The sequence below is a fragment of the Actinoplanes sp. NPDC019969 genome, from assembly GCF_055562375.1.
This window is the reverse complement of sequence record NZ_JBVHFK010000001.1, coordinates 1-21,179: the sequence shown is the minus strand read 5'-3', so window position 1 is coordinate 21,179 and position 21,179 is coordinate 1. Positions and strand designations below refer to the sequence as shown.

25 protein-coding genes are annotated in these 21,179 nt (G+C 70.6%); 20 read left to right on the top strand and 5 right to left on the bottom strand.

Features of this window, described 5'->3' with window-relative positions; genetic code table 11:
• The first annotated feature begins 1 nt into the window (after position 1).
• Entirely contained in the window at positions 2 to 1,024 is a 1,023-nt protein-coding gene (locus ACZ3II_RS00125; protein ID WP_465515416.1) for a hypothetical protein, read from the top strand.
• On the opposite strand, the gene ACZ3II_RS00120 is transcribed toward ACZ3II_RS00125, so the two are convergent.
• Both ACZ3II_RS00120 and ACZ3II_RS00115 read right to left on the bottom strand, forming a co-directional pair.
• Positions 1,021 to 2,283 (bottom strand): nucleotide sugar dehydrogenase, encoded by a 1,263-nt coding sequence (locus tag ACZ3II_RS00120; RefSeq protein ID WP_465515415.1) that lies wholly within the window; start codon positions 2,281 to 2,283, stop codon positions 1,021 to 1,023. The genes ACZ3II_RS00125 and ACZ3II_RS00120 overlap by 4 nt on opposite strands.
• Before the next feature lie 31 nt (positions 2,284 to 2,314).
• Entirely contained in the window at positions 2,315 to 3,976 is a 1,662-nt protein-coding gene (locus tag ACZ3II_RS00115) for a stealth family protein (RefSeq protein ID WP_465515414.1), read from the bottom strand.
• 190 nt (positions 3,977 to 4,166) lie between these two features.
• On the opposite strand from ACZ3II_RS00115, the gene ACZ3II_RS00110 reads away from it, so the two are divergent.
• The 5 genes from ACZ3II_RS00110 to ACZ3II_RS00090 all read left to right on the top strand — a co-directional run bounded on the left by ACZ3II_RS00110 (position 4,167) and on the right by ACZ3II_RS00090 (position 8,390).
• A complete protein-coding gene (locus ACZ3II_RS00110) occupies positions 4,167 to 4,397 on the top strand; it encodes a hypothetical protein (RefSeq protein ID WP_465515413.1) in 231 nt (76 codons plus the stop codon).
• Positions 4,398 to 4,472: 75 nt separating this feature from the next.
• Positions 4,473 to 6,026, top strand: coding sequence for a signal recognition particle protein (gene ffh / locus ACZ3II_RS00105; RefSeq protein WP_465515412.1), 1,554 nt, complete (start codon positions 4,473 to 4,475; stop codon positions 6,024 to 6,026).
• Positions 6,027 to 6,106: 80 nt separating this feature from the next.
• Complete coding sequence (locus tag ACZ3II_RS00100; RefSeq protein WP_465515411.1) at positions 6,107 to 6,496, top strand: hypothetical protein; 390 nt, start codon at positions 6,107 to 6,109, stop codon at positions 6,494 to 6,496.
• Positions 6,497 to 6,680: 184 nt separating this feature from the next.
• A complete protein-coding gene (locus ACZ3II_RS00095) occupies positions 6,681 to 7,289 on the top strand; it encodes a Uma2 family endonuclease (RefSeq protein WP_465515410.1) in 609 nt (202 codons plus the stop codon).
• 24 nt (positions 7,290 to 7,313) lie between these two features.
• The gene (locus ACZ3II_RS00090; RefSeq protein ID WP_465515409.1) at positions 7,314 to 8,390 is read left to right on the top strand and encodes an amidohydrolase family protein; all 1,077 of its coding nucleotides are present in this window, start codon (positions 7,314 to 7,316) and stop codon (positions 8,388 to 8,390) included.
• Between the two features lie 17 nt (positions 8,391 to 8,407).
• Here ACZ3II_RS00090 and ACZ3II_RS00085 read toward each other — a convergent pair whose 3' ends face one another.
• Positions 8,408 to 9,181 carry a sigma factor-like helix-turn-helix DNA-binding protein gene (locus ACZ3II_RS00085; RefSeq protein ID WP_465515408.1) on the bottom strand — a complete coding sequence of 258 codons (774 nt, stop codon included), beginning with the start codon at positions 9,179 to 9,181 and terminating at the stop codon, positions 8,408 to 8,410.
• An 83-nt stretch (positions 9,182 to 9,264) separates the two neighbouring features.
• Between ACZ3II_RS00085 and proS the strand changes: the two genes are divergently transcribed.
• The 13 genes from proS to ACZ3II_RS00020 all read left to right on the top strand — a co-directional run bounded on the left by proS (position 9,265) and on the right by ACZ3II_RS00020 (position 18,042).
• Positions 9,265 to 10,671 carry a proline--tRNA ligase gene (gene proS / locus ACZ3II_RS00080; protein ID WP_465515407.1) on the top strand — a complete coding sequence of 469 codons (1,407 nt, stop codon included), beginning with the start codon at positions 9,265 to 9,267 and terminating at the stop codon, positions 10,669 to 10,671.
• Positions 10,672 to 10,673: 2 nt separating this feature from the next.
• Positions 10,674 to 11,327, top strand: a complete 654-nt coding sequence (locus tag ACZ3II_RS00075) for a DUF402 domain-containing protein (protein WP_465515406.1) — start codon at positions 10,674 to 10,676, stop codon at positions 11,325 to 11,327.
• Positions 11,328 to 11,569: 242 nt separating this feature from the next.
• Positions 11,570 to 12,085, top strand: a complete 516-nt coding sequence (gene rpsP / locus ACZ3II_RS00070; protein ID WP_465515405.1) for a 30S ribosomal protein S16 — start codon at positions 11,570 to 11,572, stop codon at positions 12,083 to 12,085.
• Complete coding sequence (locus ACZ3II_RS00065; RefSeq protein WP_023561857.1) at positions 12,063 to 12,320, top strand: RNA-binding protein; 258 nt, start codon at positions 12,063 to 12,065, stop codon at positions 12,318 to 12,320. Before rpsP ends, ACZ3II_RS00065 begins: the two co-directional genes overlap by 23 nt.
• A gap of 6 nt (positions 12,321 to 12,326) precedes the next feature.
• Positions 12,327 to 12,893: a ribosome maturation factor RimM gene (gene rimM / locus ACZ3II_RS00060; protein ID WP_465516566.1), complete on the top strand. Its 567-nt coding sequence runs from the start codon at positions 12,327 to 12,329 to the stop codon at positions 12,891 to 12,893.
• 10 nt (positions 12,894 to 12,903) lie between these two features.
• Positions 12,904 to 13,668: a tRNA (guanosine(37)-N1)-methyltransferase TrmD gene (trmD, locus tag ACZ3II_RS00055; protein ID WP_465515404.1), complete on the top strand. Its 765-nt coding sequence runs from the start codon at positions 12,904 to 12,906 to the stop codon at positions 13,666 to 13,668.
• A 122-nt stretch (positions 13,669 to 13,790) separates the two neighbouring features.
• A complete protein-coding gene (gene rplS, locus ACZ3II_RS00050; RefSeq protein ID WP_465515403.1) occupies positions 13,791 to 14,147 on the top strand; it encodes a 50S ribosomal protein L19 in 357 nt (118 codons plus the stop codon).
• A 157-nt stretch (positions 14,148 to 14,304) separates the two neighbouring features.
• Positions 14,305 to 15,198: a signal peptidase I gene (gene lepB / locus ACZ3II_RS00045; protein WP_465515402.1), complete on the top strand. Its 894-nt coding sequence runs from the start codon at positions 14,305 to 14,307 to the stop codon at positions 15,196 to 15,198.
• Positions 15,195 to 15,854 carry a signal peptidase I gene (gene lepB / locus ACZ3II_RS00040; RefSeq protein ID WP_465515401.1) on the top strand — a complete coding sequence of 220 codons (660 nt, stop codon included), beginning with the start codon at positions 15,195 to 15,197 and terminating at the stop codon, positions 15,852 to 15,854. Before lepB (ACZ3II_RS00045) ends, lepB (ACZ3II_RS00040) begins: the two co-directional genes overlap by 4 nt.
• Before the next feature lie 24 nt (positions 15,855 to 15,878).
• Entirely contained in the window at positions 15,879 to 16,355 is a 477-nt protein-coding gene (locus ACZ3II_RS00035; protein ID WP_465515400.1) for an NUDIX hydrolase, read from the top strand.
• Positions 16,355 to 17,194 carry a ribonuclease HII gene (locus tag ACZ3II_RS00030; RefSeq protein WP_465515399.1) on the top strand — a complete coding sequence of 280 codons (840 nt, stop codon included), beginning with the start codon at positions 16,355 to 16,357 and terminating at the stop codon, positions 17,192 to 17,194. Before ACZ3II_RS00035 ends, ACZ3II_RS00030 begins: the two co-directional genes overlap by 1 nt.
• Positions 17,191 to 17,514: a DUF2469 domain-containing protein gene (locus tag ACZ3II_RS00025; protein WP_014447123.1), complete on the top strand. Its 324-nt coding sequence runs from the start codon at positions 17,191 to 17,193 to the stop codon at positions 17,512 to 17,514. The genes ACZ3II_RS00030 and ACZ3II_RS00025 overlap by 4 nt, the downstream gene beginning before the upstream one ends.
• Before the next feature lie 72 nt (positions 17,515 to 17,586).
• Entirely contained in the window at positions 17,587 to 18,042 is a 456-nt protein-coding gene (locus tag ACZ3II_RS00020) for a M23 family metallopeptidase (protein ID WP_465515398.1), read from the top strand.
• Here the strand turns inward: ACZ3II_RS00020 and ACZ3II_RS00015 are convergent.
• Together ACZ3II_RS00015 and ACZ3II_RS00010 are read right to left on the bottom strand one after the other, a co-directional pair.
• The gene (locus ACZ3II_RS00015) at positions 18,019 to 19,206 is read right to left on the bottom strand and encodes an aminotransferase class V-fold PLP-dependent enzyme (RefSeq protein WP_465515397.1); all 1,188 of its coding nucleotides are present in this window, start codon (positions 19,204 to 19,206) and stop codon (positions 18,019 to 18,021) included. The two genes, ACZ3II_RS00020 and ACZ3II_RS00015, sit on opposite strands and share 24 nt — an antisense overlap.
• 18 nt (positions 19,207 to 19,224) lie before the next feature.
• Positions 19,225 to 20,256 carry a tyrosine recombinase XerC gene (locus ACZ3II_RS00010; protein ID WP_465515396.1) on the bottom strand — a complete coding sequence of 344 codons (1,032 nt, stop codon included), beginning with the start codon at positions 20,254 to 20,256 and terminating at the stop codon, positions 19,225 to 19,227.
• Positions 20,257 to 20,341: 85 nt separating this feature from the next.
• On the opposite strand from ACZ3II_RS00010, the gene ACZ3II_RS00005 reads away from it, so the two are divergent.
• On the top strand, positions 20,342 to 20,803 hold the full coding sequence (locus tag ACZ3II_RS00005) for a pyridoxamine 5'-phosphate oxidase family protein (RefSeq protein ID WP_465515395.1): 462 nt from the start codon (positions 20,342 to 20,344) through the stop codon (positions 20,801 to 20,803).
• The last annotated feature ends 376 nt before the right edge of the window (positions 20,804 to 21,179 follow it).

Here is a 21,179-nt window from a genome sequence, read left to right as displayed (position 1 = left end):
GGTGCTGCCCTGGCCGGACGGCGGGCCCGCCCCGGACCTGCCGGCCGGGACGGCGGGCATCGCGGTCCGGATCCGCACCGGCCCGAGCGACCAGCCACGATGGCCGAAGATCTACGCGGTCGGCGTCGACGACCGGCCGATGTGGCACGGGCTCGGCCGGATGGTCGTGCTCACCGAGCCCGGCGAGCACCTGGTCGAGATCCGGGACCGCTTCGGCGTCGCCTCGATGCGGCGGGTGCGGGTGGCCGACGGGCAGACGGCGCGGCTCGAGTTCCGTACCCCCGCAACTCTCGGCGACGCCGCAGGCGTGCTGGCGCCCGACCCCGCGCCGCACCGGATCGGGGCCGGCCCGCCCAACCATCTCGCCTTCGTCTTCCTGGCCACCGCCCTGCTCATGCTGGTGTTCGCCGGCCCGGCCGCCCCGTTCGTGCTCGCCGCCCTCACCGTTCCCGTGCTGGGCTACCTGGTGTGGGCCCGGTCGAAGCGCGCCGCCGACGAGCGGTACCGCGTCGCGGCGTCCACCGAGGCGGCCGAGGCGGGCCGCGACGACGCGCCCGGCTGGTTCCTCGGCGACGGCGCACCGCCCGGCGGCCTGGCCGGCGACCACGGCGTCCTGGTGCTGACCGGCACGCTGCGACGCACGCTCACCCTCAACGGGCACGAGGTACTCAACCCGATCGGTGAGGCCGGCGCCTGGGTGCCGGCGCCGGAGCTGACCGTGGCCGGGACGGCGCGGCCGTTCTCCTGGCGCACCTGGTGCTACCGGCTGCCGCCGGGCGAGCACGAGATCGTGGTCACCGCCCGGCCGCCGCACACGACGGCGCCGGCGCCGGAGATCGACGCGGAGCCGTTCGTGCGGACCGTCACGGTGACGGCGGGCGCGGTGACCCGGCTCGACCTCCTGGTGACGGCGACCGTCGCGATGCGCGCCCTGACCCCCGCCGAGGTACGCCGCCAGGCCTACCTCGGCTCGGCGGACGATTTCGCCGAGCCGGTCCGCTTCACCGCCCGGATCACCGCCTAGAGCCGGTGCGCCTCGCGGATCGTGGTGGCGCCGCGGGTGTCGAAGAACCGCTTGGCGATCCGGGCCAGGTGGTCGGCGTCGTACTCGCGGTGGTTCTGCACCAGGATCACCAGGTCGGCGGAGGCGGCCGCGCCCTCCAGGTCGTCGGTGCGGGAGACCGGCACCCCGTCCAGGTCCCAGGTCGTCACGTGCGGGTCGTGGTACGCGACAGTGGCGCCCAGCGCGGACAGGTGCCGGGCCAGCGGCGCGGCCGGCGACTCCCGCTGATCGGCGATGTTGGCCTTGTACGTGATACCCAGCAGCAGCACGGTCGCCCCGCGGACCGCCTGGCCGTCGGCGTTGAGCAGATTCTGGGCACGGCGGGCCACGTACGCCGGCATCGTGGTGTTGATCTCCTGGGCCAGCTCCACGAACCGGAACGGGTAACCGAGCTTGCTGCGCACGTTGTGCGAGAGATAGTTCGGGTCGATCGGGATGCAGTGCCCGCCGACGCCCGGCCCGGGGTAGAACGCCTGGAACCCGAACGGCTTCGTGGACGCCGCGTGGATCACGTCCCAGAGGTCGATGTCGAGTTCGTGGCAGAACCGCGCCATCTCGTTGACCAGCGCGATGTTCACATGCCGGTACGTGTTCTCGAGCAGCTTCGCCGTCTCCGCCTCCCGCGTCGACCGGGTCCGCACCACCGTCTCGACGAACCTGCCGTAGAACGCCTCCGCCGTGTCCGTGCACGCCGGCGTGTACCCGCCGACCACCTTCGGGGTGTTGTGCGCCCCGTACATCTCGTTGCCCGGGTCGATCCGCTCCGGCGAGAACGCCAGGTGGAAGTCGATGCCCGCGGTCAGCCCGGACAGCTGCTCCAGGCGTGGCCGGACCTCCTCGTCGGTGGTCCCCGGGTAGGTCGTCGACTCCAGCACCACCAGCATCCCCGGGCGCAGGTTCCGGCCGACCGCCGAGGTCGCGCCGAGCACCGCCCGCAGATCCGGCCCGTCGCCCTCGGACAGCGGCGTCGGCACGCAGATCACCGCGGTCCGGGCCTGCCCGATCAGCGTCTCGTCGCTGGTCGGCTGGAAACCGCCGGCCAGCATCTCCGCCACGTCCGCGTCGCTCAGGTCGTCCACGTGCGAGCGGCCGTCGGCCAGGCTGCGGACCACCCGCTCGTCGATGTCGAAGCCGAGGACCGACATGCCGGTCCGGATCGCCTGCTGCGCCAGGGGCAGCCCGACGTACCCGAGGCCGAGGATGACCACGTCGTAGCTCAAGGAAGTCTCCTTCTCACGAGGAATCCGCCGGTCAGGCGACGGGCGGCAGCGCCACATCGGGCGGGACCGGCCGGTCGCCCGGCCGGCGGGGAGCGGCGATCGCCCGGGTGTTCCGGTGCTGCAGCTCGAAGGGGGAGACGAACGGCAGGTAGGCGGCCAGGAACGCGCCGGTCAGGCGGCTCTCGGCCAGGTTCAGCGCGTCGGCGTCGCGACGGCGCAGGAGCAGGGCGAGACCCAGCGGGTCCGGGTTCGCGGTCCGGTGGCGGATGTCCCCGCTTGCGGCTCTCCCGGTGAGGTACGGGTGAAGCGCCGCCCCGGCTCCGTCCGGGCGACCGAACGCCGCCAGCACGCTGCGCCGCGCCGGGCGCGGGACGGGCGGGAGTTCGCGGGTCAGTGCCCGGCCGAACGCCTCGGCGATCAGCCGCCTGTCGTTCTCGGTCGCGCTCCGCGCCCTGCCGTCCGTCGTGGGGCCGCTCTCACCTGCGCCCGCCGCCGGGTCGCCGGCCGCGATGTCCGCTCCCTGGCCGTCCGCTCTGGTTTCCGCCCTCCGGCCGTCCGCCTCGATGCCCGCCGCCGGGCCGTCCGCCGGTGGGAAGAAGCGGGGCAGGCCGTCCGGGGTGAAGAACAGGCCCGGGGTGACCGGCCGTCCCAGCAGCATGCCGTCGCCGAAGTGCAGGAAATGCTCGGCCAGCCCGGGGATCAGGTGCGGCCGGATGGCGCCGCTCGTCACGGTGAGCCGCGGATACGCCGGGTCGAGCCAGTCCGGCGGCGTGTCGGTGATCAGGAAGACGTGGCGTACCCAGGGCGCGAAGCAGTGCAGCGAGCGCAACGTGTGCCGCAGGCCGGTGGCGCCGGTGCAGACCACGTCGATGTCGAAGCCGATCCGGTCCGGGCGGTCCGTGGCGAAGATCGCCCGGGTGCGGTAGCCGATGGCGTCGTCGGGCGCGCAGAACGGCCCGAACGCCGGCTCGGCCGCGACGGCGGACGGCTCATCGGCGCGGATCGACCCGGCGAGCGGGCCGCCGTGCGGCTCGACCAGCCGGCCGTCCCGCTCCCGCCAGAACTCCACCTCGCAGGCGAGGTCGTGCCCGAGCACCAGATCGCCGCCCGGATCGGTGACCGGCCAGCACACCGACACGGCCCCGGGCGCCCGCCGCCTCCGCAACCAGCCGTGACCGAGCCTCCGCAACCAGCCGTGATCGGTTGCGGGTGTGCGGCTTCGTAGCGGGCCGTGATCGGTCGCGGGCGGGCGGCTTCGTAGCGAGCCGTGATCGGTCGCGGGCGGGCGGCTTCGTAGCGAGCCGTGATCGTTTGCGGTCAGGCGGCGGAGAAGGGGCAGGACGGTGGCGCGGTCGGTCTCGCGGACGGCCACGGCGGTCCGCAGCGGGTCGTCGGCGGGGACCCGGAACCAGTCGGCGCCGGACTCGTCCAGAGCGCGGACGACCCGGTCCAGGTTGCGGCGGCGGACCCCGGCGGGGGTGGCCCGCGCGTCGACGCGGGCGCGTACGACACCGGACGGGGTGCGTACCCGCAGCACCGCGCCGTCCGCCCGGTGGGCCCGGCCGGAACCGAGCGGCAGGAGCGCACCGGCGATCCGCAGCCGACGCTCCGCCGTGACCTGTGCCGCGATCCTCTCGAAGATCCGCCGCCGGGCCGACCAGGGGGTCAGCCGGAGGATCTCTCGCAGGGCCACGCCGTCGTCCTTTCGCCGCACATCCGGTTCGTCCAACGCCCGGCCGACATCGAAGTTGCGGTCAATATGCGTGATAAGCCCGTTATACGACTTTAGGGGCACGCCGCCCCTAGGGGTTTTCGCCGATGCGGGTGTTGCGCGCGGGAGGCATGGTGGAGGGCGTCGACACCACGACGGCGGGAGGCCGGAGATGGGCAAGGCAATCGCGTACCTGACAGCACTGATCGCGGGCGTGGTCGTGGTGGGCTGGGTGGTCAGCTCACTGGTCGGCCCGTTCCTGTTCTATCTGCTGGTGGGTGCGCTGGCGATCGGCGGCGGCGCCTGGGTCTATTCGCGGGTCAAGCGTTCGATCGCTCCCGGCACGCGCACGCAGCGGCGCATCGAGGCCGCCGCCCGGACCTACCGCATGCGGAACCGGTGAGGTCGCTCCGCTACGGCTAGGCTTGCGGTCGACGCCAGCACTTACGACCAACGGCCATTTAAGGACGCGCGCACCGTGTTTGACACTTTGAGTGACCGCCTCTCCGGGATCTTCGGCAAGCTCCGCGGCAAGGGGAAGCTCACTGATGCCGACATCGACGCCACCGCGCGCGAGATCCGTCTCGCGCTGCTGGAGGCCGATGTCGCGCTTCCAGTGGTCAAGGCGTTCATCGCCAGCCTGAAGGAGCGGGCGCGCGGCGCCGAGGTCTCCCAGGCACTCAACCCCGCCCAGCAGATCATCAAGATCGTCAACGAGGAGCTCATCGAGATCCTCGGCGGCGAGGGCCGGCGGCTCCAGTTCGCCAAGCAGCCGCCCACCGTGATCATGCTGGCCGGCCTGCAGGGCTCCGGCAAGACGACGCTCGCCGGCAAGCTCTCCCGCTGGCTCAAGGGTCAGGGCCACCAGCCGCTGCTGGTCGCCTGTGACCTGCAGCGCCCCAACGCGGTCAACCAGCTCCAGGTCCTCGCCCAGCGGGCCGGCGTCGACGTCTACGCCCCGCAGCCCGGCAACGGGGTCGGCGACCCGGTCCAGGTCGCCCGCGACTCGATCGAGCACGCCAAGCGGACGGCGAAGGACATCGTCATCGTCGACACCGCCGGCCGTCTCGGCATCGACGCCGAGATGATGCAGCAGGCCGCCGACATCCGCGCCGCCGTCGATCCCGACGAGGTCATCTTCGTCATCGACGCCATGGTCGGCCAGGACGCGGTGCGCACCGCCGAGGCGTTCCGTGACGGCGTCGGCATCACCGGCGTGGTGCTCTCCAAGCTCGACGGTGACGCCCGCGGTGGCGCCGCGCTGTCCGTCCGGCACGTCACCGGCCAGCCCATCCTGTTCGCCTCCACCGGTGAGAAGCTGGAGGACTTCGACGTCTTCCACCCCGACCGGATGGCCGGGCGGATCCTCGACATGGGCGACCTCCTGACCCTCATCGAGCAGGCCGAGCAGGCCTTCGACGAGGATCAGAAGGAGAAGATGGCCAGCAAGCTGCTCGGTGGCGAGCAGTTCACGCTGGAGGACTTCCTGGACCAGCTGATCGCGGTCCGCCGGATGGGCCCGATCGCCAACATCCTCGGCATGATGCCGGGCATGGGCCAGCTCAAGGGCCAGCTCGACGACCTCGACGACAGCCACTTCGACCGGGTCACCGCGATCATCCGCTCGATGACCCCCGGCGAGCGCACCAACCCGAAGATCATCAACGGCTCCCGCCGGCTGCGCATCGCCAACGGCTCCGGCGTCACCGTGATGGACGTCAACCAGCTTCTCAACCGCTTCACCGAAGCGCAGAAGATGATGAAGCAGATGACCGGCATGATGGGCCTGCCGGGCGGCCGGCGCAGCGCCACCAAGAGCCAGAAGAACAAGCGCAAGGGCACGAAGGGCGGCAACCGTCCCCGCGTCGGCGGCCGTCCCGGCGGCATGCCGGCCGGTTTCCCGGGCGGGATGCCGCAGCTCCCCCCGGGCCTCGACCCGAACGCGCTGGGCGGCGGCGGCATGCCGGGCGGCTTCAAGCTGCCGAAGCTCGACTTCAACAAGCTGAGCAAGCCCCCAAAGGACGACAACTGACATAGTCGCGGAGCCAGGTGCACTGGACAAGTAGGTGAGGGGCTAGTAGCGTGAGCGTCGATCCCCGCCAGGAGGACCTCATGACTGCTGCCCTTCACCTGCCCGACAAGCAGGATTGGACCGTCGACGACCTGGCCAGCCTTCCGCCGGATCTCAACTACGAGTTGATCGACGGCAGACTGATCTTGCCGTCCCCTACCGGTTTCCATCAGATCATCTCCGCCAGTTCGCACTGGCGTGATCTGCACGCCAAGGCGCGCGTCTACGCGGCCGCCGGCATCGGCTCCTACCTGGTTGTCGACCCGATCACCTTCGAGCACGGTGTGGTGCTGACCGAGTCCCGGATCAGCGAGAAGGGCGACTACGAGATCGTCACGAGCACCGGCGAGGTGTTCGAGACCGACGGCCCTTCCCGATCAAGCTCGACCTTCCCGCGTTCACGGCGCTGCGCGACAAGTACGACCGCGTGAAAGCACAAGCATGATCGAAAGCCTGACGGATCGTCCGGTACGGGGTGGTGGCCGCGAAGGCTGCCGCCCCGTTTTCTCGTTTGTTCCACAGATGGCGCGCAAACAGGTGACACTGAGCAAGTAGGTATGGTTCAGGTAGACAAGGAGCTAGTAGCATGGGCATCGATCCACCGAGGAGGAACCGATGACCGCTGCATCGAGGCTTGATGTTCCCGAGCTGACCGACCTGCTCGAGCGCCGAGACCTGACCGTCCAGGACGTGGCCCACCTTCCCGAGGATCTCCGCTACGAGTTGGTCGACGGAAGGCTCACTTTGTCCCCCTCTCCCCTCCTCTTCCATCAGTGGTTGATGGCCGATGTCGTGAATGCGTGCGGAGTCAACGCGCCACTTGATATCGCGCCGGTCGGCGATATGGCCGTGATGATTGATTTCCGGAACGAGCGGCGGCCCGATGTCGTGGTGGCTCATCTGGAGTGCGGCAACGTCTCGCCCATCGAGGTGGTTCATGTGGTCCTCGCCGCGGAGATCGTTTCGCCGTCCTCGCGAGTCATCGACGGGAAAGACAAGTTGAAGGTCTATGCCGAAGCCGGGATCCCGCACTACTGGATCATCGATCCGCTCGCGGAGAAGGTCACCTTGACCGAATACGTGCTCGGCTCTGGCGGGATCTATCACAAGGGCGCGCGCACCGACGAGCTGGTGACGTTGACGCGGCCCTGGGAGATCACGCTGGATCTGCCGACCCTGACCGAGCGACGTGATCGCCTCGGGCGAGGCCGGCGCACGACGTGAGAGCCGATCCGGTAGGACTTAGCCATGGCGTTTCATGTGCGTGGGACGGTTCTGCCGGACGGTGAGGTCCGGGATCTGTGGCTGGTGGGGGATCGGGTCACCTTCGAGCCGGTGGCCGATGCCGAGACGATCAGTGATGGCGGGTTCATCCTGCCGGGGCTCGTCGATGCGCACTGTCACCTCGGCATCGCGTTCGGGGCCAAGCCGATCGAGAGCGTCGACCAGGCCCGTGAGCTGGCCGTCATCGACCGGGACGCGGGTGTGCTGGCCTTGCGTGACGCCGGCTCGCCGTACCCGTACCCCGAATTGGACGACGAACCCGGAGTGCCCCGCCTCGCCCGCGCCGGCCGCCATGTCGCCGCGCCGCGGCGCTATCTGCGTGACATCGGTGTGGAGGTGGCCGCCGAGGAGGTCGCGGCGACCGTCACCGCGCAGGCGAAAGCCGGCACCGGCTGGGTGAAGCTGGTCGGCGACTGGATCGACCGTGGCGTCGGCGACCTCGCCCCGAGCTGGGACGCCGCGACGATGACCGCCGCCGTCGAGGCCGCGCACGCCGCCGGGGCCCGGGCGGCCGTGCACACGTTCTCCGAGGAGGGCGTGGAGATCATGGTGAGGGCGGGCGTCGACTCGGTCGAGCACGGCACCGGCCTGACAGTGGACCTGATCGACGAGATGGCCCGGCGGCGGACCGCGCTGGTCCCCACAATGATCAACATCCGGACCTTCGGGAAGATCGCCGACAGCGCCCGCGGCAAGTTCGACGGCTACGCCGATCACATGATCGCCCTGCGCGACCGTTTCCCGTCCGTCGTCCTCGCCGCTCACGAGGCCGGCGTGCCGATCTACGTCGGCACCGACGCGGGCGGCGGCATCCGGCACGGCCTGGCCGCCGAGGAGATGCTCTGCCTGCACGAGGCCGGCATTCCCGCGGTCGACGTGCTGGCCGCGGCCTCGTGGAAGGCCCGCGAGTGGCTCGGTTTCCCCGGCCTGGTCGAGGGTGGCCTCGCCGACCTGGTGGTCTACGAGACCGACCCCCGGGCCGACCTGCGGGTGGTCCAGGCGCCCCGCCGCATCGTGCTCCGTGGCGCCATCATCAGGTGACCGTCGCGCACCCCGGGTCAGCGGGTGAAGCGCCGGAGTCGTAGCGCCGAGCCGGTCGAGCAGGCCAGGAGTTCGGCGGTCCAGGTGCAGTCGCCGGTGGGTTCCGCCGGCAGGACGCCGAGTTCGGTCCGCGTGCCGTCCACCGCCGAGACGACGGAGATCGCCGGACCGGACCGCCACAGCACGTCACGGTCGTCGATCCAGCGGCCCACGCCCGCGCCGCTGTGGACGATCCGGCTCTCCTCGTTCCGGACCGCTGTCGTCCCGGAGTCGCCGACGATCACCCGGCCGCCGCTGCCGTGCAGTCGCCCGGCGGTGCGGGTCGCTGTCACGGTGTCCTCGAGCACCTCGCCGGTGCCGGTGTCCACGGTGACGACGTGCGTCTCGCCCGCCCACCGATCGAATTCGGCCACGCAGAGCCGGTGGGCGCCGCACGGTTGGAGGTCGCCCGGCTCCCGGCCGTCCCGGACGGTGTGGGCCGGCCGGGAGCCGCTTCCGGCCAGATCCGTGACGTGTACGGCCCGGCCGCGGGACAGCCACGATTTGACGGTGCCGGGCGCGACTCCGGTCTCGGTGGCGATGTCGGCGACCGACCGGTCCAGCAGGTAGTGCAGGGCGAGTGCCCGGCGGTGGCTGACCGGCAGGTCACGCCTGGCCCGGACCAGCAGCACGACGTCCTCGGACGGGGCGCCGACCGGCGGCAGCGGTGGTTCGGCGGGATCCCCGGTCAGCCCGTACGCGTACCGGAGCAGCCGCCGGGAGGTGTCCCGGTAGAAGCCATCGAAATCCATTCGTCACCCCGTCCTTCTCCGTTGAGGGACACGGGATGCCCACCCGGCCGGTCGCGCGGGAGCCGCGACTAGGATGCTGGGTCATGGCTCGCGTGCTCACTCCCCGTGCGGAGGACTTCCCCCGCTGGTACCAGGACCTCATCGCCAAGGCGCAGCTCGCCGACAACGGCCCGGTGCGCGGGACGATGGTGATCCGGCCGGTCGGCTACGCCATCTGGGAGCGCATGCAGGCCGACATGGACGCCCGGATCAAGGAGCAGGGCGTTCAGAACGCGTACTTCCCGCTCTTCATCCCGGAGAACTACCTGCGCCGCGAGGCCGACCACGTGGAGGGCTTCTCGCCGGAGCTCGCCGTGGTCACCCACGCCGGTGGCAAGGAGCTCGCCGAGCCGCTGGTGGTCCGTCCCACCAGCGAGACGGTGATCGGCGAGTTCATGGCCAAGTGGGTCGACTCGTACCGTGATCTCCCCCTGCTGCTGAACCAGTGGGCCAACGTGGTCCGGTGGGAGCTGCGCCCGCGGACCTTCCTGCGCACCACCGAGTTCCTCTGGCAGGAGGGTCACACCGCGCACGCCACCGAGCAGGACGCCCGGGATCACGCCCGCGACATCCACAAGAACGTCTACGAGGCGTTCATGACGGAGATGCTGGCGATCCCGGTGGTGCCGGGCCGCAAGACCAAGGGTGAGCGGTTCGCCGGCGCGACCAACACGATGACCGTCGAGGCGATGATGCGCGACGGCAAAGCGCTGCAGATGGGCACCTCGCACGAGCTGGGCCAGAACTTCGCGAAGGCCTTCGACATCACCTACTCGTCGGCCGAGCGCACCGTCGAGCACGCCTGGACCACGTCCTGGGGCACGTCGACCCGGATGCTCGGCGGCCTGATCATGGTGCACGGCGACGACAACGGCCTGCGGCTTCCGCCGCGCCTGGCGCCGGTGCAGGCCCAGATCATGGTGGTCAAGGCGGGCGAGGGCGTCGCCGAGGCGGCGGCGAAGCTGCGTGACGATCTCAAGGCTTCCGGTGTACGGGTGAAGCTCGACGACCGCGCGGACATCCCGTTCGGCCGTCGCGCGGTGGACGCGGAGCTGCAGGGCATCCCGATCCGGATCGAGGTCGGCCCGCGTGATCTGGCGAACGGCAACGCCGTGGTGGCCCGCCGGATCGACGGCACCAAGTCGCCGATCGCCCTGGCCGAGGTCGCGAACGCGGTGGTCGCCGCGCTCAAGGCCGACCAGCAGAGCATGTACGACGACGCGCTGGCGTTCCGCGAGGAGCGCACCGTCGACGTGAAGACCCTCGGCGAGGCGATCGAGGCGTCGCAGACCGGCTGGGCCCGGGTGCCGTGGTCGGCGGTCGGCGAGGCCGGTGAGAAGGAGGCGAACGGCAAGGCCGTCACGGTCCGCTGTCTCACCCGTCCGGACGGTTCGATGCCGGAGTCGGACGAGGAGAGCGACCTGATCGCCTACCTGGGCCGCTCCTACTGAGCATGGTTTTCGCGCCGGGCCGGTTGATTCTGCACCGGGACACCCACCTCGGCCGGATCGCTTTCGTGCATCCGGGCCGGGTGGTCTCCGACGACGACCGTGGGCTGCTCATCTGGGTGGCCCGCGGTTCGGTGATCGCCAGCGAGGCGACGCTCGACGGGCGCTCCGCACGGGATTTCGCGTTCCCGGAGTGGATGGCGGCCGAGCGGGAGCCGCGGATGATCCGGTGGCGTGGCCCGGGCGTGCTGCGGTTCTTCCCGCCCGGTGAGAACCATTCGGTCTGGTTCTTCCGCCACGACGACGGCTCGTTCAAGGAGTACTACGTCAACCTGGAGGAGTCGGCGGTCCGCTGGGACGACGGTGACGTCGCCGGGATCGACGTGACCGACCAGGACCTCGACATCGTCGGCCGCGCCGACGGCAGCTGGGAGTGGAAGGACGAGGACGAGTTCGCCGAGCGCCTGGCCCACCCCGAGCTGTACTGGGTGCCGGACGAGCAGGCGGTGTGGGACGAGGGCCGCCGCGTGATCAAGAGGATCGAGGCGGGGGAGTTCCCCTTCGACGGCACCTGGACCGATTTTCGGCCGGACCCGTCCTGGTCGGCGCCCACCGAGCTCCCGCCGGGCTGGGACCGGCCGGTCGTCGCCCGCCCCTGACCGCGTGTTGATTTCGGGCGCGAATAGCGGCCGGAATCAACACACTCGGGTGACCGACGGCTCACCCCGGGGCCGATTGCCGGTCATGCCCGGTCGTCTGGCAGAATGAGTTGTTGGTATCCGGCATGCGACAGGCGCCCTCTAACCCCTGATCGCAACGCCAGTCCACGAACCATCGGTCCCGCAATCCCCACGTGGGTTCCGGTCGGCTCAACCACGCAGTCATCAGGAGCGAATACACCGTGGCCGTTAAGATCCGGCTCCTGCGGATGGGCAAGATCCGCAACCCGCAGTACCGCATCGTCGTCGCCGACTCGCGCACCAAGCGTGACGGCCGCGCCATCGAGTACATCGGCATCTACCAGCCGAAGGAACACCCCTCGGTCATCGAGGTGAAGTCCGAGCGCGTTCAGTACTGGCTCTCCGTCGGCGCCCAGCCGTCCGAGCCGGTGCAGCGCATCCTGGAGAAGACCGGCGACTGGCAGAAGTTCAAGGGCCTGCCGGCTCCGGCGCCGCTGCTGGTCGCTCCGGCCAAGCAGAACAAGGCCGAGGTGTACGAGGCCGAGGCCAAGGCTGCCGCCGGTCTCGCCGACACCAAGCCGGCCACCCAGAGCAAGCAGAGCAAGAAGGCTGCCGCTCCGGAGGCCGCCGAGGCCAAGCCGGCCGAGACCAAGGCCGCCGACCCGGCCGAGCCGAACCGCGAAGCCGTCGCCGAGACTGCACAGGACCCGGCCGGTGCCGGCGCCGACGCGAACTGACGGGGCGCTCCGGCCCGCGCTGGAGCACCTCGTCAAGGGCATCGTGGACAACCCGGACGACGTCCGGGTTCGTCTGGTCGACTCGCGCCGCGGCAAGCGGCTCGAGGTCCGCGTGCACCCCGAGGACCTGGGAACGGTCATCGGGCGTGGCGGGCGGACGGCCAAGGCCCTGCGTCAGGTGATCGGGTCGATCGGCGGTCGTGGCATCCGGGTCGACATCGTCGACGCGTACTGAACGATGCTGCTCGTCGTCGGCCAGATCGGTAAACCGCACGGCATCCGGGGCGAGGTCTCGGTGGTCGTGCGGACCGACGAGCCCGAGGATCGCTTCACCGCCGGGTCGGTGTTCATCACGGAGGTCCCCAGGGACCGCCGGGTGAGCGCCGGCCCGGCGGGCGCTCCCGCTTCCGGTGCTCGTTACGAGGTTCCGAAACAACTCGTCCTCGAGTCGATCCGCTGGCATCAGGGCCGCGGCATCGCCGTGTTCGAGGGCATCCACGACCGCAACGTCGCCGAGGCGTTGAAGGGCGTGTTCCTCCAGGTGGACAGCGCCGGGCTGGCGCCGCCGGAGGACCCCGAGGAGTTCCACGACCACCAGCTCGTCGGGCTGCGGGTGGAATCGGCCGACGGCACCGAGCACGGCACCGTGCAACGGATCGAGCACGCGCCCGCCTCGGACCTGATCGTGCTGGACAAGAAGGGCGGCGGCACCGCCCTGATCCCGTTCGTCACCGCGATCGTCCCGACCGTGGACCTGCGTGGCGGCCGGATCGTCGTCGACCTCCCGGAAGGCCTTCTCGACCTGTGACGGTTCTCCTGTGAGGGTCGACATCATCTCGATCTTCCCGGACTACTTCGCGCCGCTCGAGCTGTCACTGATCGGCAAGGCGCGGACCACCGGGACCCTCGATCTCAGCGTGCACGATCTACGGACCTGGACATCCGACGTGCATCGGACGGTGGACGACACCCCGTACGGCGGCGGTCCCGGCATGGTGATGCGGCCCGAGCCCTGGGGGCAGGCGCTGGACGCGGTGGCGTCGCCGGGCGCGACCCTGGTCGTACCCTCACCGGTCGGGAAACCTTTCACCCAGGCCGACGCGCACCTTCTCGCCGACCTGGACCACCTGATCTTCGCCTGTGGCCGTTACGAGGGCATCGACCAGCGGGTGATCGACGACGCGGCGGCGCGGATGCCGGTGCGTGAGGTCTCGCTCGGTGACTACGTGCTGTTCGGCGGCGAGGTCGCGGTCATCGTGATCATGGAGGCGGTCACCCGGCTGCTGCCCGGGGTGCTCGGCAACGCCGACTCGCTGACCGAGGAGTCGCACGCGGCCGGCCTGCTGGAGGCGCCGGTCTACACCAAGCCGCAGTCGTGGCGCGGCCGGGAGGTGCCGGACGTGCTGCGCTCCGGCGACCACGGCAGGATCGCGCGGTGGCGCCGGGACCAGAGCCTGATGCGTACGGCGGAGCGCCGCCCGGACATGTACGCGGCGTATCCGGTCGAGAACCTCGACAAGAAGGACCGGAAGGCGCTCGCCGAGGCCGGATTACAGCTCCCCGCTCCGCGTGTGGCAGAGTAGGGAGGTTGCCGTCTCGGTCCTGCGCCGCAGACCCGGGACGAGGACCCGCCGGATCCACGGCGGGTCAGGATCACCCACCCGCGCATCGAACTCCCGGTGCGCTCTAGTACGAGGATGCAGCGATGAACACGCTGGACGCTCTTGACGCCCAGTCGGTGCGCACCGACATTCCGGCCTTCCGCGCCGGTGACACCCTCAAGGTGCACGCCCGGGTCGTCGAAGGTAACCGTTCCCGTGTCCAGGTCTTCCAGGGCGTCGTGATCGGCCGCCAGGGCAGTGGCCTGCGCGAGACCTTCAAGGTCCGCAAGATCAGCTTCGGCGTCGGTGTGGAGCGGACCTACCCGTTCAACAGCCCGGCGATCGACAAGATCGAGGTCATCACCCGCGGTGACGTGCGCCGTGCCAAGCTCTACTACCTGCGTGAGCTGCGTGGCAAGAAGGCGAAGATCAAGGAGCTTCGGGAGAAGCAGACCGTCTGATCCACGCGGTGTGCCGGAAACAGGCGCGGGCGAACTACGCTTGCGCCTGCCACCCGGCGCGCTGTAGGTGAACCTTTCCAGCCCTACCGCTCGTAACTTCCCCTAGCCGGGAAACTCGGGCGGTAGTGCTGTATCCGGGGCCGGTCGGCGGCGGGAGATGCGAAGCGTGGATCCGATGGAAGGCTATCGGCCGGCGAGACGGCGGCGGTCCGTGATGCGGCGGAAGGAGATGCCGCTCTGGCAAGAGCTTCCGTTGTTGCTGATCGTGGCGTTCTGCCTGGCCGTGTTGATCCGGACCTTCCTGGTCCAGGCCTTCTACATCCCCTCCGGGTCGATGCAGAGCACCTTGGAGATCAAGGACCGGGTGCTGGTCAACAAGGTCGTCTACGACATGCGCGACCCGTTGCGCGGCGAGATCGTGGTGTTCCGCGGCACCGACAACTGGGCGCCCGAGACGACCGAGGCGGTCAGCAACACCTTCCTCGCCAAGCTCGGCCGGACCGTCGGCGACCTGGTCGGGGTCAGCCGCCCCGGCGAGCGCGACTTCATCAAACGGGTGATCGGCCTTCCGGGTGACAAGGTCGCCTGCTGCGACGCCCAGGGTCGGATTACCGTCAACGGGGTCGGCATCGACGAGCCGTACATCGCCGAGGGGTTCAACTCCGATCTCAACCTGCAGCCGGCCGCCGGCCAGTGCGGCAGCCGCCGGTTCGCCGAGGTGACCGTGCCGGACGGGCAGATGTTCGTGATGGGCGACCACCGCAACGTGTCGCAGGACGCCCGCTGCCAGGGTCCGGTCCCGATCGAGAACATCATCGGCCGCGCCTTCGTGGTGGTCTGGCCGAGCGAGCATTTCACCAGTCTGGACGTGCCCGACGTGTGGCGGCAGTTCGCCGAGCAGTACCCCGCGGCGGCCGCGTCGCATCCGGTGAAGGCACGGGAACCACGCCCGGCCTCCGCGGCGGAGATTTTCCCCTTGCTGCTCGGTGTGGTTTTATCCGCGCGTTCCGGCATGTCGTTCGTGACTCGACGACGTAGGCTCCGAGCGTGATTGACGAGCAGACCGAAAAGCGCAAGGGATCCTTCTGGCGCGAGCTACCCATCCTCCTGGGCGTGGCGATTCTCGTCGCCGTCCTGGTCCGGGCCTTCGTCCTGCAGACCTTCTACATCCCGTCGCAGTCCATGGAGCACACCCTGGAGCGCTGGGACCGGGTGCTGGTCAACAAGCTCGTCTACGACTTCCGTGAGCCGCGCCGTGGCGAGATCATCGTCTTCAAGGCCCCGCAGTCCTGGTCCTCCGGCGCGGACGGCGAGGACTTCATCAAGCGCATCATCGGCCAGCCCGGTGACAACGTGGTGTGCTGCGACGAGCAGCAGCGCCTCAAGATCAACGGTGTGCCGCTCGACGAGCCGTACATCTACACCGAGGCCGACGGCACCCGCAACCAGGTCGCCAGCCAGAACTTCGACATCGTCGTCCCGGAGGGGCGGCTCTGGGTGATGGGCGACCACCGGGAGGCGTCCGGCGACTCGCTGCAGCACTACGGCGACACCACCGGCACCGGCGAGGACGGCAAGATCGCCGAGGCGACCATCCCGATCGACTCGGTCGTGGGGCGCGCGTTCACCATCTTCTGGCCGGCCGGCCGGGCCACCTGGCTGTCCGTGCCGGACGAGTTCGACGCGATCCCCGACTCGGGCAAGTGACGTCGGCGCAATAGGCTTGGTCTCGTGACCGAGGTGATTGACCGTCAGGCCGGCCGGGTGCTCCTGGTCGATCTGGCCGGGCGTGTGCTGCTGCTGCACGGTGGCGACCCGGCGCGCCCCGGGCTGCGCTGGTGGTTCACCCCTGGCGGCGGCCTGGAGCCGGGCGAGACGCCGGCCGGCGCCGCCGCCCGCGAGCTGCTGGAGGAGACCGGCCTGCAGGTCCGGCCGGGCGACCTGGGCGAGCCGGTCCGGCACGAGGTCGCCGAGTTCTCCTTCGACGGGCGCGACTATCGGCAGGAGCAGGATTTCTTCCTGCTCCGGGTGGCCGACTGGCAGGTCGACACGGCAGGCATGGACGAGCAGGAGCGGCTGACCATCACCGAGCACCGATGGTGGTCGGCGGCCGAGCTCGAGGCGAGCCGCGAGGAGATCTTCCCCCGTGACCTGGCGGTCCTGCTGCGGCAGGTGACCGTCGACGCCGTCCCGGAGGGGTCGCGGTAATGCTCGCCCCACCACGCACCGTGGTCCGGCGGGAGGCCGGGCTCTACGCGCTGGAGCAGGCGCTCCAGCGCCGGGGCTTCCGGCATGTGGCCGGGGCCGACGAGGCCGGCCGTGGCGCCTGTGCCGGCCCGCTCGTCGCGGCTGCCGCGATCCTGCCCGAGGGCAAGCGCGGCGAGATCCCCGGCCTGGCCGATTCCAAGCTGCTGACCGCCGCCGCCCGGGAGCGGGTCTACGAGCAGGTCGTCGCGCGGGCCCTGGCCTGGTCGGTCATGATCATCCCGCCGGCCGAGGTCGACGCCCGCGGTCTGCACGTGTGCAATCTCGCGGCCATGCGCCGCGCGCTGGCCTCGCTCACCGTCCGCCCGGATTACGTGCTGACCGACGGTTTCCCGGTCGACGGCCTGGGCGTCCCCGGCCTCGCGGTGTGGAAGGGCGACCGGGTCTCCGCCTGCGTCGCCGCCGCCAGCGTCCTGGCGAAGGTGACCCGGGACCGTCTCATGATCGAGTTGCACGACCGTTTCCCGGACTACGGTTTCGCCGTGCACAAGGGTTACATCACCGAGGAGCACAGCACGGCGCTGGCCGCGCACGGCCCGTGCCCCGAGCACCGCTTCTCGTATGTGAACGTGGCCGCCGCCTCCGGGCGGGGCAACCGGCCGCCGCGGGCCCGGCGTCCCGTCTCCGCGGCGGCGCCGTCTTTGTTCGACGATGTATCCGTTACCGAGCCGCTGCTGATTCCGGGGACCGCTGAGGGTACCGTCGGCGTGGCGTCGGGCGAGCAGCCTCAGCCGTCGCCGTCGGTGGGGGAAGATAAGGCCATGGAGGGCGAGACACGATGAGCGCAGAGGATCTCGAGAAGTACGAGACCGAGATGGAGCTGCAGCTCTACCGGGAGTACCGCGACATCGTCCGCCAGTTCTCCTACGTGGTGGAGACCGAGCGCCGGTTCTACCTGGCCAACCAGGTCGACCTGCACGTGCGCAACTCCGACGGCGAGGTGTATTTCGAGGTCGAGATGCACGACGCCTGGGTCTGGGACATGTACCGTCCGGCCCGCTTCGTGAAGAACGTGCGGGTGATGACGTTCAAGGACGTGAACGTCGAAGAGCTGGAGAAACCCGACATCTCGCTGCCGGACGACGCCGGCTTCGGCGGGTAACGGCTCTCCACAGCCGGCCGTCGTCCACAGGGCCGGTCGCGGGCCGGTCGTCCGGCGGGCACGCTTCCCGGCATGCCCGCCCCCACCGCGTTCCTGACCTTGCTGCTGCTGTACCACTGGCCCGTGCAGCCCCCGAGCGTGGCCCGGCCGTTCCAGCCGCCACCCCAGCCGTGGCTGTCCGGGCACCGCGGGGTCGACCTGGGCGCGCCGCCCGGCACGATCGTGCGGTCCGCCGGGACGGGCGTCGTCGTCTACGCCCAACGGCTCGCCGGGCGGGGCGTGGTCAGCGTCACGCACGCCGGTGGGCTGCGGACCACCTACGAGCCGGTCACCGCCTCCGTCGCGGCCGGTGACACGGTTGTCGCCGGAGACCCGATCGGCGCCCTCGAGGCCGGCCACCCCGGCTGTCCCGTGGCGGCCTGCCTGCACTGGGGGCTGCGGCGCGGCGACGTCTACCTCGATCCGCTCCAGCTGCTCGGCCCACGCCGGGTCCGCCTCCTGCCGCTATCCCCGGTAGGCGTTCAGTAGTGCGGGCAGCCGTTCCGCGAACCTGTCGTACTCCTCCGGCCGGTTGTAGACCTGCGCGCTCAGCCGCAGCAGCCCCCGGCCGCCCCACGCGTTCAGCGCCACCTCGGTCGCCAGCTTGTCGGCGATGTGCAGCCGCAGGTCGTACGCCTCGGGCCCGGTCGTCGCGAGACCCGCCGGCAACGGAACCACCCGCATCGCCACCCCCGGCCCGCCGGGCTGCGGCAGGTCCCGGGGCGCGAGGCCGAGGGCCTCACCGACAACCCTCTGGCCGTACGCGGCCAGCGTCGCGTTGTGCTCCCGGACCGCCTCCGCGCCCAGCGTCCGCAACGTGAAGACCCCGGCCGGGGCGGCCAGCCACGACGTGTAGTCGATGGTCCCCTGGAACTCCACCGACAGCGGGTAACCCTCCTCCTGCTCCCAGGAGACCACCAGCGGGTCGATCCGGCGGCGCCACGGAGCCGCCACGTGCAGCAGTGCCGTGCCGCGCGGCGCCCAGCCCCACTTGTGCAGATTCCCCACCCAGAAGTCGGCGCCGATCGCGGACACGTCGACCGGCAGCATCCCCGGCACGTGCGCGGCGTCCACCAGGACCGGGACGTCCTGCTCCCGGGCGGCGGCGGCGATCTCCCGTACCGGAAAGAGCGACGCCGTCGCCGACGACAGCTGATCGACGACCAGCAGCCTGGTCCGGCCCGGCCGCAACGCCGCCCGGACCCGGGCCACCACCTCCGCCGCCGGCAACCCCAGCGGGATCGCCACCGTCCGCGCCGTCGCCCCGGTCCGCCGGCACTGGCGGCGCACCGCCATCGTCACCGCGCCGTAGGCGTGATCGGTCAGCAGCACCTCGTCGGACGGGCCGAGCCGCACCGACTGGAGGATCAGCGACACCGCCGACGTCGTGTTCGGCACCAGGGCGCTGCCGTCCGGGTCCGCGCCCAGGAAGGTGGCCAGATGCCGTCGGGTGTGGACGATCCGGTCGATCAGCCCGGTGCCGTAGAACCGCAGCGGATTCGCCTCGACCTCGTCCCGGAGCCGCTGCTGCGCGCGCTGCACGCTGATCGGCAGGGCGCCGAACGAGCCGTGGTTCAGATAGGACACGGCCGGGTCGAGGGAGAACAGGAGACGGGCTCCCGGGATCGGTTGCGGCTTCACCGGGGCGGTCATGGTGTGGATCGTACGATGTCAGGCCCGTGGATGCGCCTGTTTGAACGCCGCACGCAGCCGCTCGGTCGACACGTGCGTGTAGATCTGGGTGCTCGCCAGCGAACTGTGCCCCAGCAGCTCCTGCACCGCCCGCAGATCCGCCCCGCCGTCGAGCAGATGGGTCGCGGCCGAGTGCCGCAGATCGTGCGGGCCGGTGTGCGGCAGGCCGGCCGCCCGGGCCGCGTCCGCCACGATCCGCCGGACCACCGTCTGCTGGAGACGGCCACCCTTCACGCCGAGGAACAGGGCGTCCCGGCTAGCCCGGGAGAGCATGGCCGGGCGGCCCAGGCGCAGCCAGTCGTCGAGGGCGCGTCGCGCCGGCAGCCCGAACGGGACGGCACGTTCCTTGGCGCCCTTGCCGAACACCCGGATCACCTGCCGGGCGTGGTCGACGTCGGCACGGTCGAGCTGGCAGAGCTCACTGACGCGTACGCCGGTCGCGTACAACATCTCCAGCACCGCCCGATCCCTGATCGCGACAGGGTCCCCCGGTCCTCCCGCACCGCCTTTCTGCGTGCTTGGTGCCGTTGTGTCGGTCCGCTTTGTGATTTCTTCCGCCTCGCCGGCCTCCGGGGCGTTGCCGGATGTCGCCTGGCCCGGGACGGCCGGGCTCATCAGAGCCGCCGCCTGGTCGGCGCGCAACACGGTCGGCAGGGGGCGATGCGCGCGCGGGCTGGCCAGCTGGGCGCCCGCATCGTCCGGTGAGCGCCCGGTGCGGTGCGCCCACCCGGTGAACACCCGGACCGCCGCCGCGCGCCGGGCCTGCGAGGCTCGCGCGGAACCCGCTCCCATCCGGGCGGCGAGCCACCCGCGGAGGACGGTGATGTCCAAGTCGGCGAGGGTGGTCCGCCCTTCGTGCGCCGCATGGTCGAGCAGGGAGACCACATCCCCGACGTACGCCCGGACGGTGTGCTCCGACCGCCCCTCCACCACCGCGAGATGACGGCCGAACTCGTCGACCGCCTCACGCAGCGCCGGGGGCAGCCGCTCGTGCAATTCACGGATCCGCATCGCCTCAGACCGTCCACCGGCCCGGGCTCCTGGTCAAGTCTCCGGCCCGGCGTTTCTGTCATACCCCCGGTCTAGCCTCGCGGGCATGGCACGTTGGGAAGAGATCGAGAAAGACGCCCCGGAATTCGCCGCACGGGTGCGGGCCCTCTTCGAGGCCGGCACCAACAAAACCATCGCTACGTTGCGCAGCGACGGTTCACCACGGATCAGCGCATCCGAGGCCCAGTTCGTCGACGGCGACCTCACCCTCGGCATGATGCCCGGTTCGGTGAAGCTCCGTGACCTGCGCCGCGACCCGCGCATCGCGATGCACAGCCCCACCTTGGAGCCACCCGCCGACGACCCCTCAAGCGGCCCGGGCGACGCCAAGCTGTCCGGCCGCGCGATCGCGATCCCACTCCCGGCCGACACCCCGCACGTCGATGCCGGGTTCTTCCGCATCGACATCGCCGAGGTCGCCCTGACCTACGTCGGCACTCCCGCCGACCACTTGGTCATCGAGTCCTGGGACCACAAGAACGGCTACCGCCGCCGCACCCGCACCTGACCCGGCCCTTCTGGCTTCCTCGTCGCTGCTGGCTTCTCCGCCGTCACCAGCACCCTCACTGGCTCCCAAGCCGTCACCGCAGGGTATGGCCCGGCCAAGGCGGATCTTGTGCGGCTGGCTCTCACGGCTGTCTCAAGTCGGTTGAGACAGCCGTGAGAGCCAGCTGAGGTGGTCACGTCCACCGAAGTGGTGTATGAACTGGACTTCCCAGGACGAAAGAGGCGGCCACCGCAGATCCTTCGGATTGTCTAGATCACGAAGGGGAGACCTGCGATGGCCGTACCACAGAGTTTGGACCTTGCCGGTTTGCTGGGCGCGCATTTGGAATCGGCGAGCCCTGATGTACTGAAAGACCTGGTCAAGACGTTCGCCGACG

Excerpts from the sequence above, each read along its gene's own strand:
- ACZ3II_RS00110 (WP_465515413.1), top strand. The coding sequence starts at position 4,167 with ATGGGCAAGGCAATCGCGTACCTGACAGCACTGATCGCGGGCGTGGTC.
- ACZ3II_RS00100 (WP_465515411.1), top strand. The coding sequence starts at position 6,107 with ATGACTGCTGCCCTTCACCTGCCCGACAAGCAGGATTGGACCGTCGAC.
- ACZ3II_RS00095 (WP_465515410.1), top strand. The coding sequence starts at position 6,681 with ATGACCGCTGCATCGAGGCTTGATGTTCCCGAGCTGACCGACCTGCTC.
- ACZ3II_RS00090 (WP_465515409.1), top strand. The coding sequence starts at position 7,314 with ATGGCGTTTCATGTGCGTGGGACGGTTCTGCCGGACGGTGAGGTCCGG.
- ACZ3II_RS00085 (WP_465515408.1), bottom strand. The coding sequence starts at position 9,181 with ATGGATTTCGATGGCTTCTACCGGGACACCTCCCGGCGGCTGCTCCGG.
- proS (WP_465515407.1), top strand. The coding sequence starts at position 9,265 with ATGGCTCGCGTGCTCACTCCCCGTGCGGAGGACTTCCCCCGCTGGTAC.
- ACZ3II_RS00075 (WP_465515406.1), top strand. The coding sequence starts at position 10,674 with ATGGTTTTCGCGCCGGGCCGGTTGATTCTGCACCGGGACACCCACCTC.
- rplS (WP_465515403.1), top strand. The coding sequence starts at position 13,791 with ATGAACACGCTGGACGCTCTTGACGCCCAGTCGGTGCGCACCGACATT.
- lepB (WP_465515402.1), top strand. The coding sequence starts at position 14,305 with ATGCGAAGCGTGGATCCGATGGAAGGCTATCGGCCGGCGAGACGGCGG.
- ACZ3II_RS00030 (WP_465515399.1), top strand. The coding sequence starts at position 16,355 with ATGCTCGCCCCACCACGCACCGTGGTCCGGCGGGAGGCCGGGCTCTAC.
- ACZ3II_RS00025 (WP_014447123.1), top strand. The coding sequence starts at position 17,191 with ATGAGCGCAGAGGATCTCGAGAAGTACGAGACCGAGATGGAGCTGCAG.
- ACZ3II_RS00020 (WP_465515398.1), top strand. The coding sequence starts at position 17,587 with ATGCCCGCCCCCACCGCGTTCCTGACCTTGCTGCTGCTGTACCACTGG.
- ACZ3II_RS00015 (WP_465515397.1), bottom strand. The coding sequence starts at position 19,206 with ATGACCGCCCCGGTGAAGCCGCAACCGATCCCGGGAGCCCGTCTCCTG.
- ACZ3II_RS00010 (WP_465515396.1), bottom strand. The coding sequence starts at position 20,256 with ATGCGGATCCGTGAATTGCACGAGCGGCTGCCCCCGGCGCTGCGTGAG.
- ACZ3II_RS00005 (WP_465515395.1), top strand. The coding sequence starts at position 20,342 with ATGGCACGTTGGGAAGAGATCGAGAAAGACGCCCCGGAATTCGCCGCA.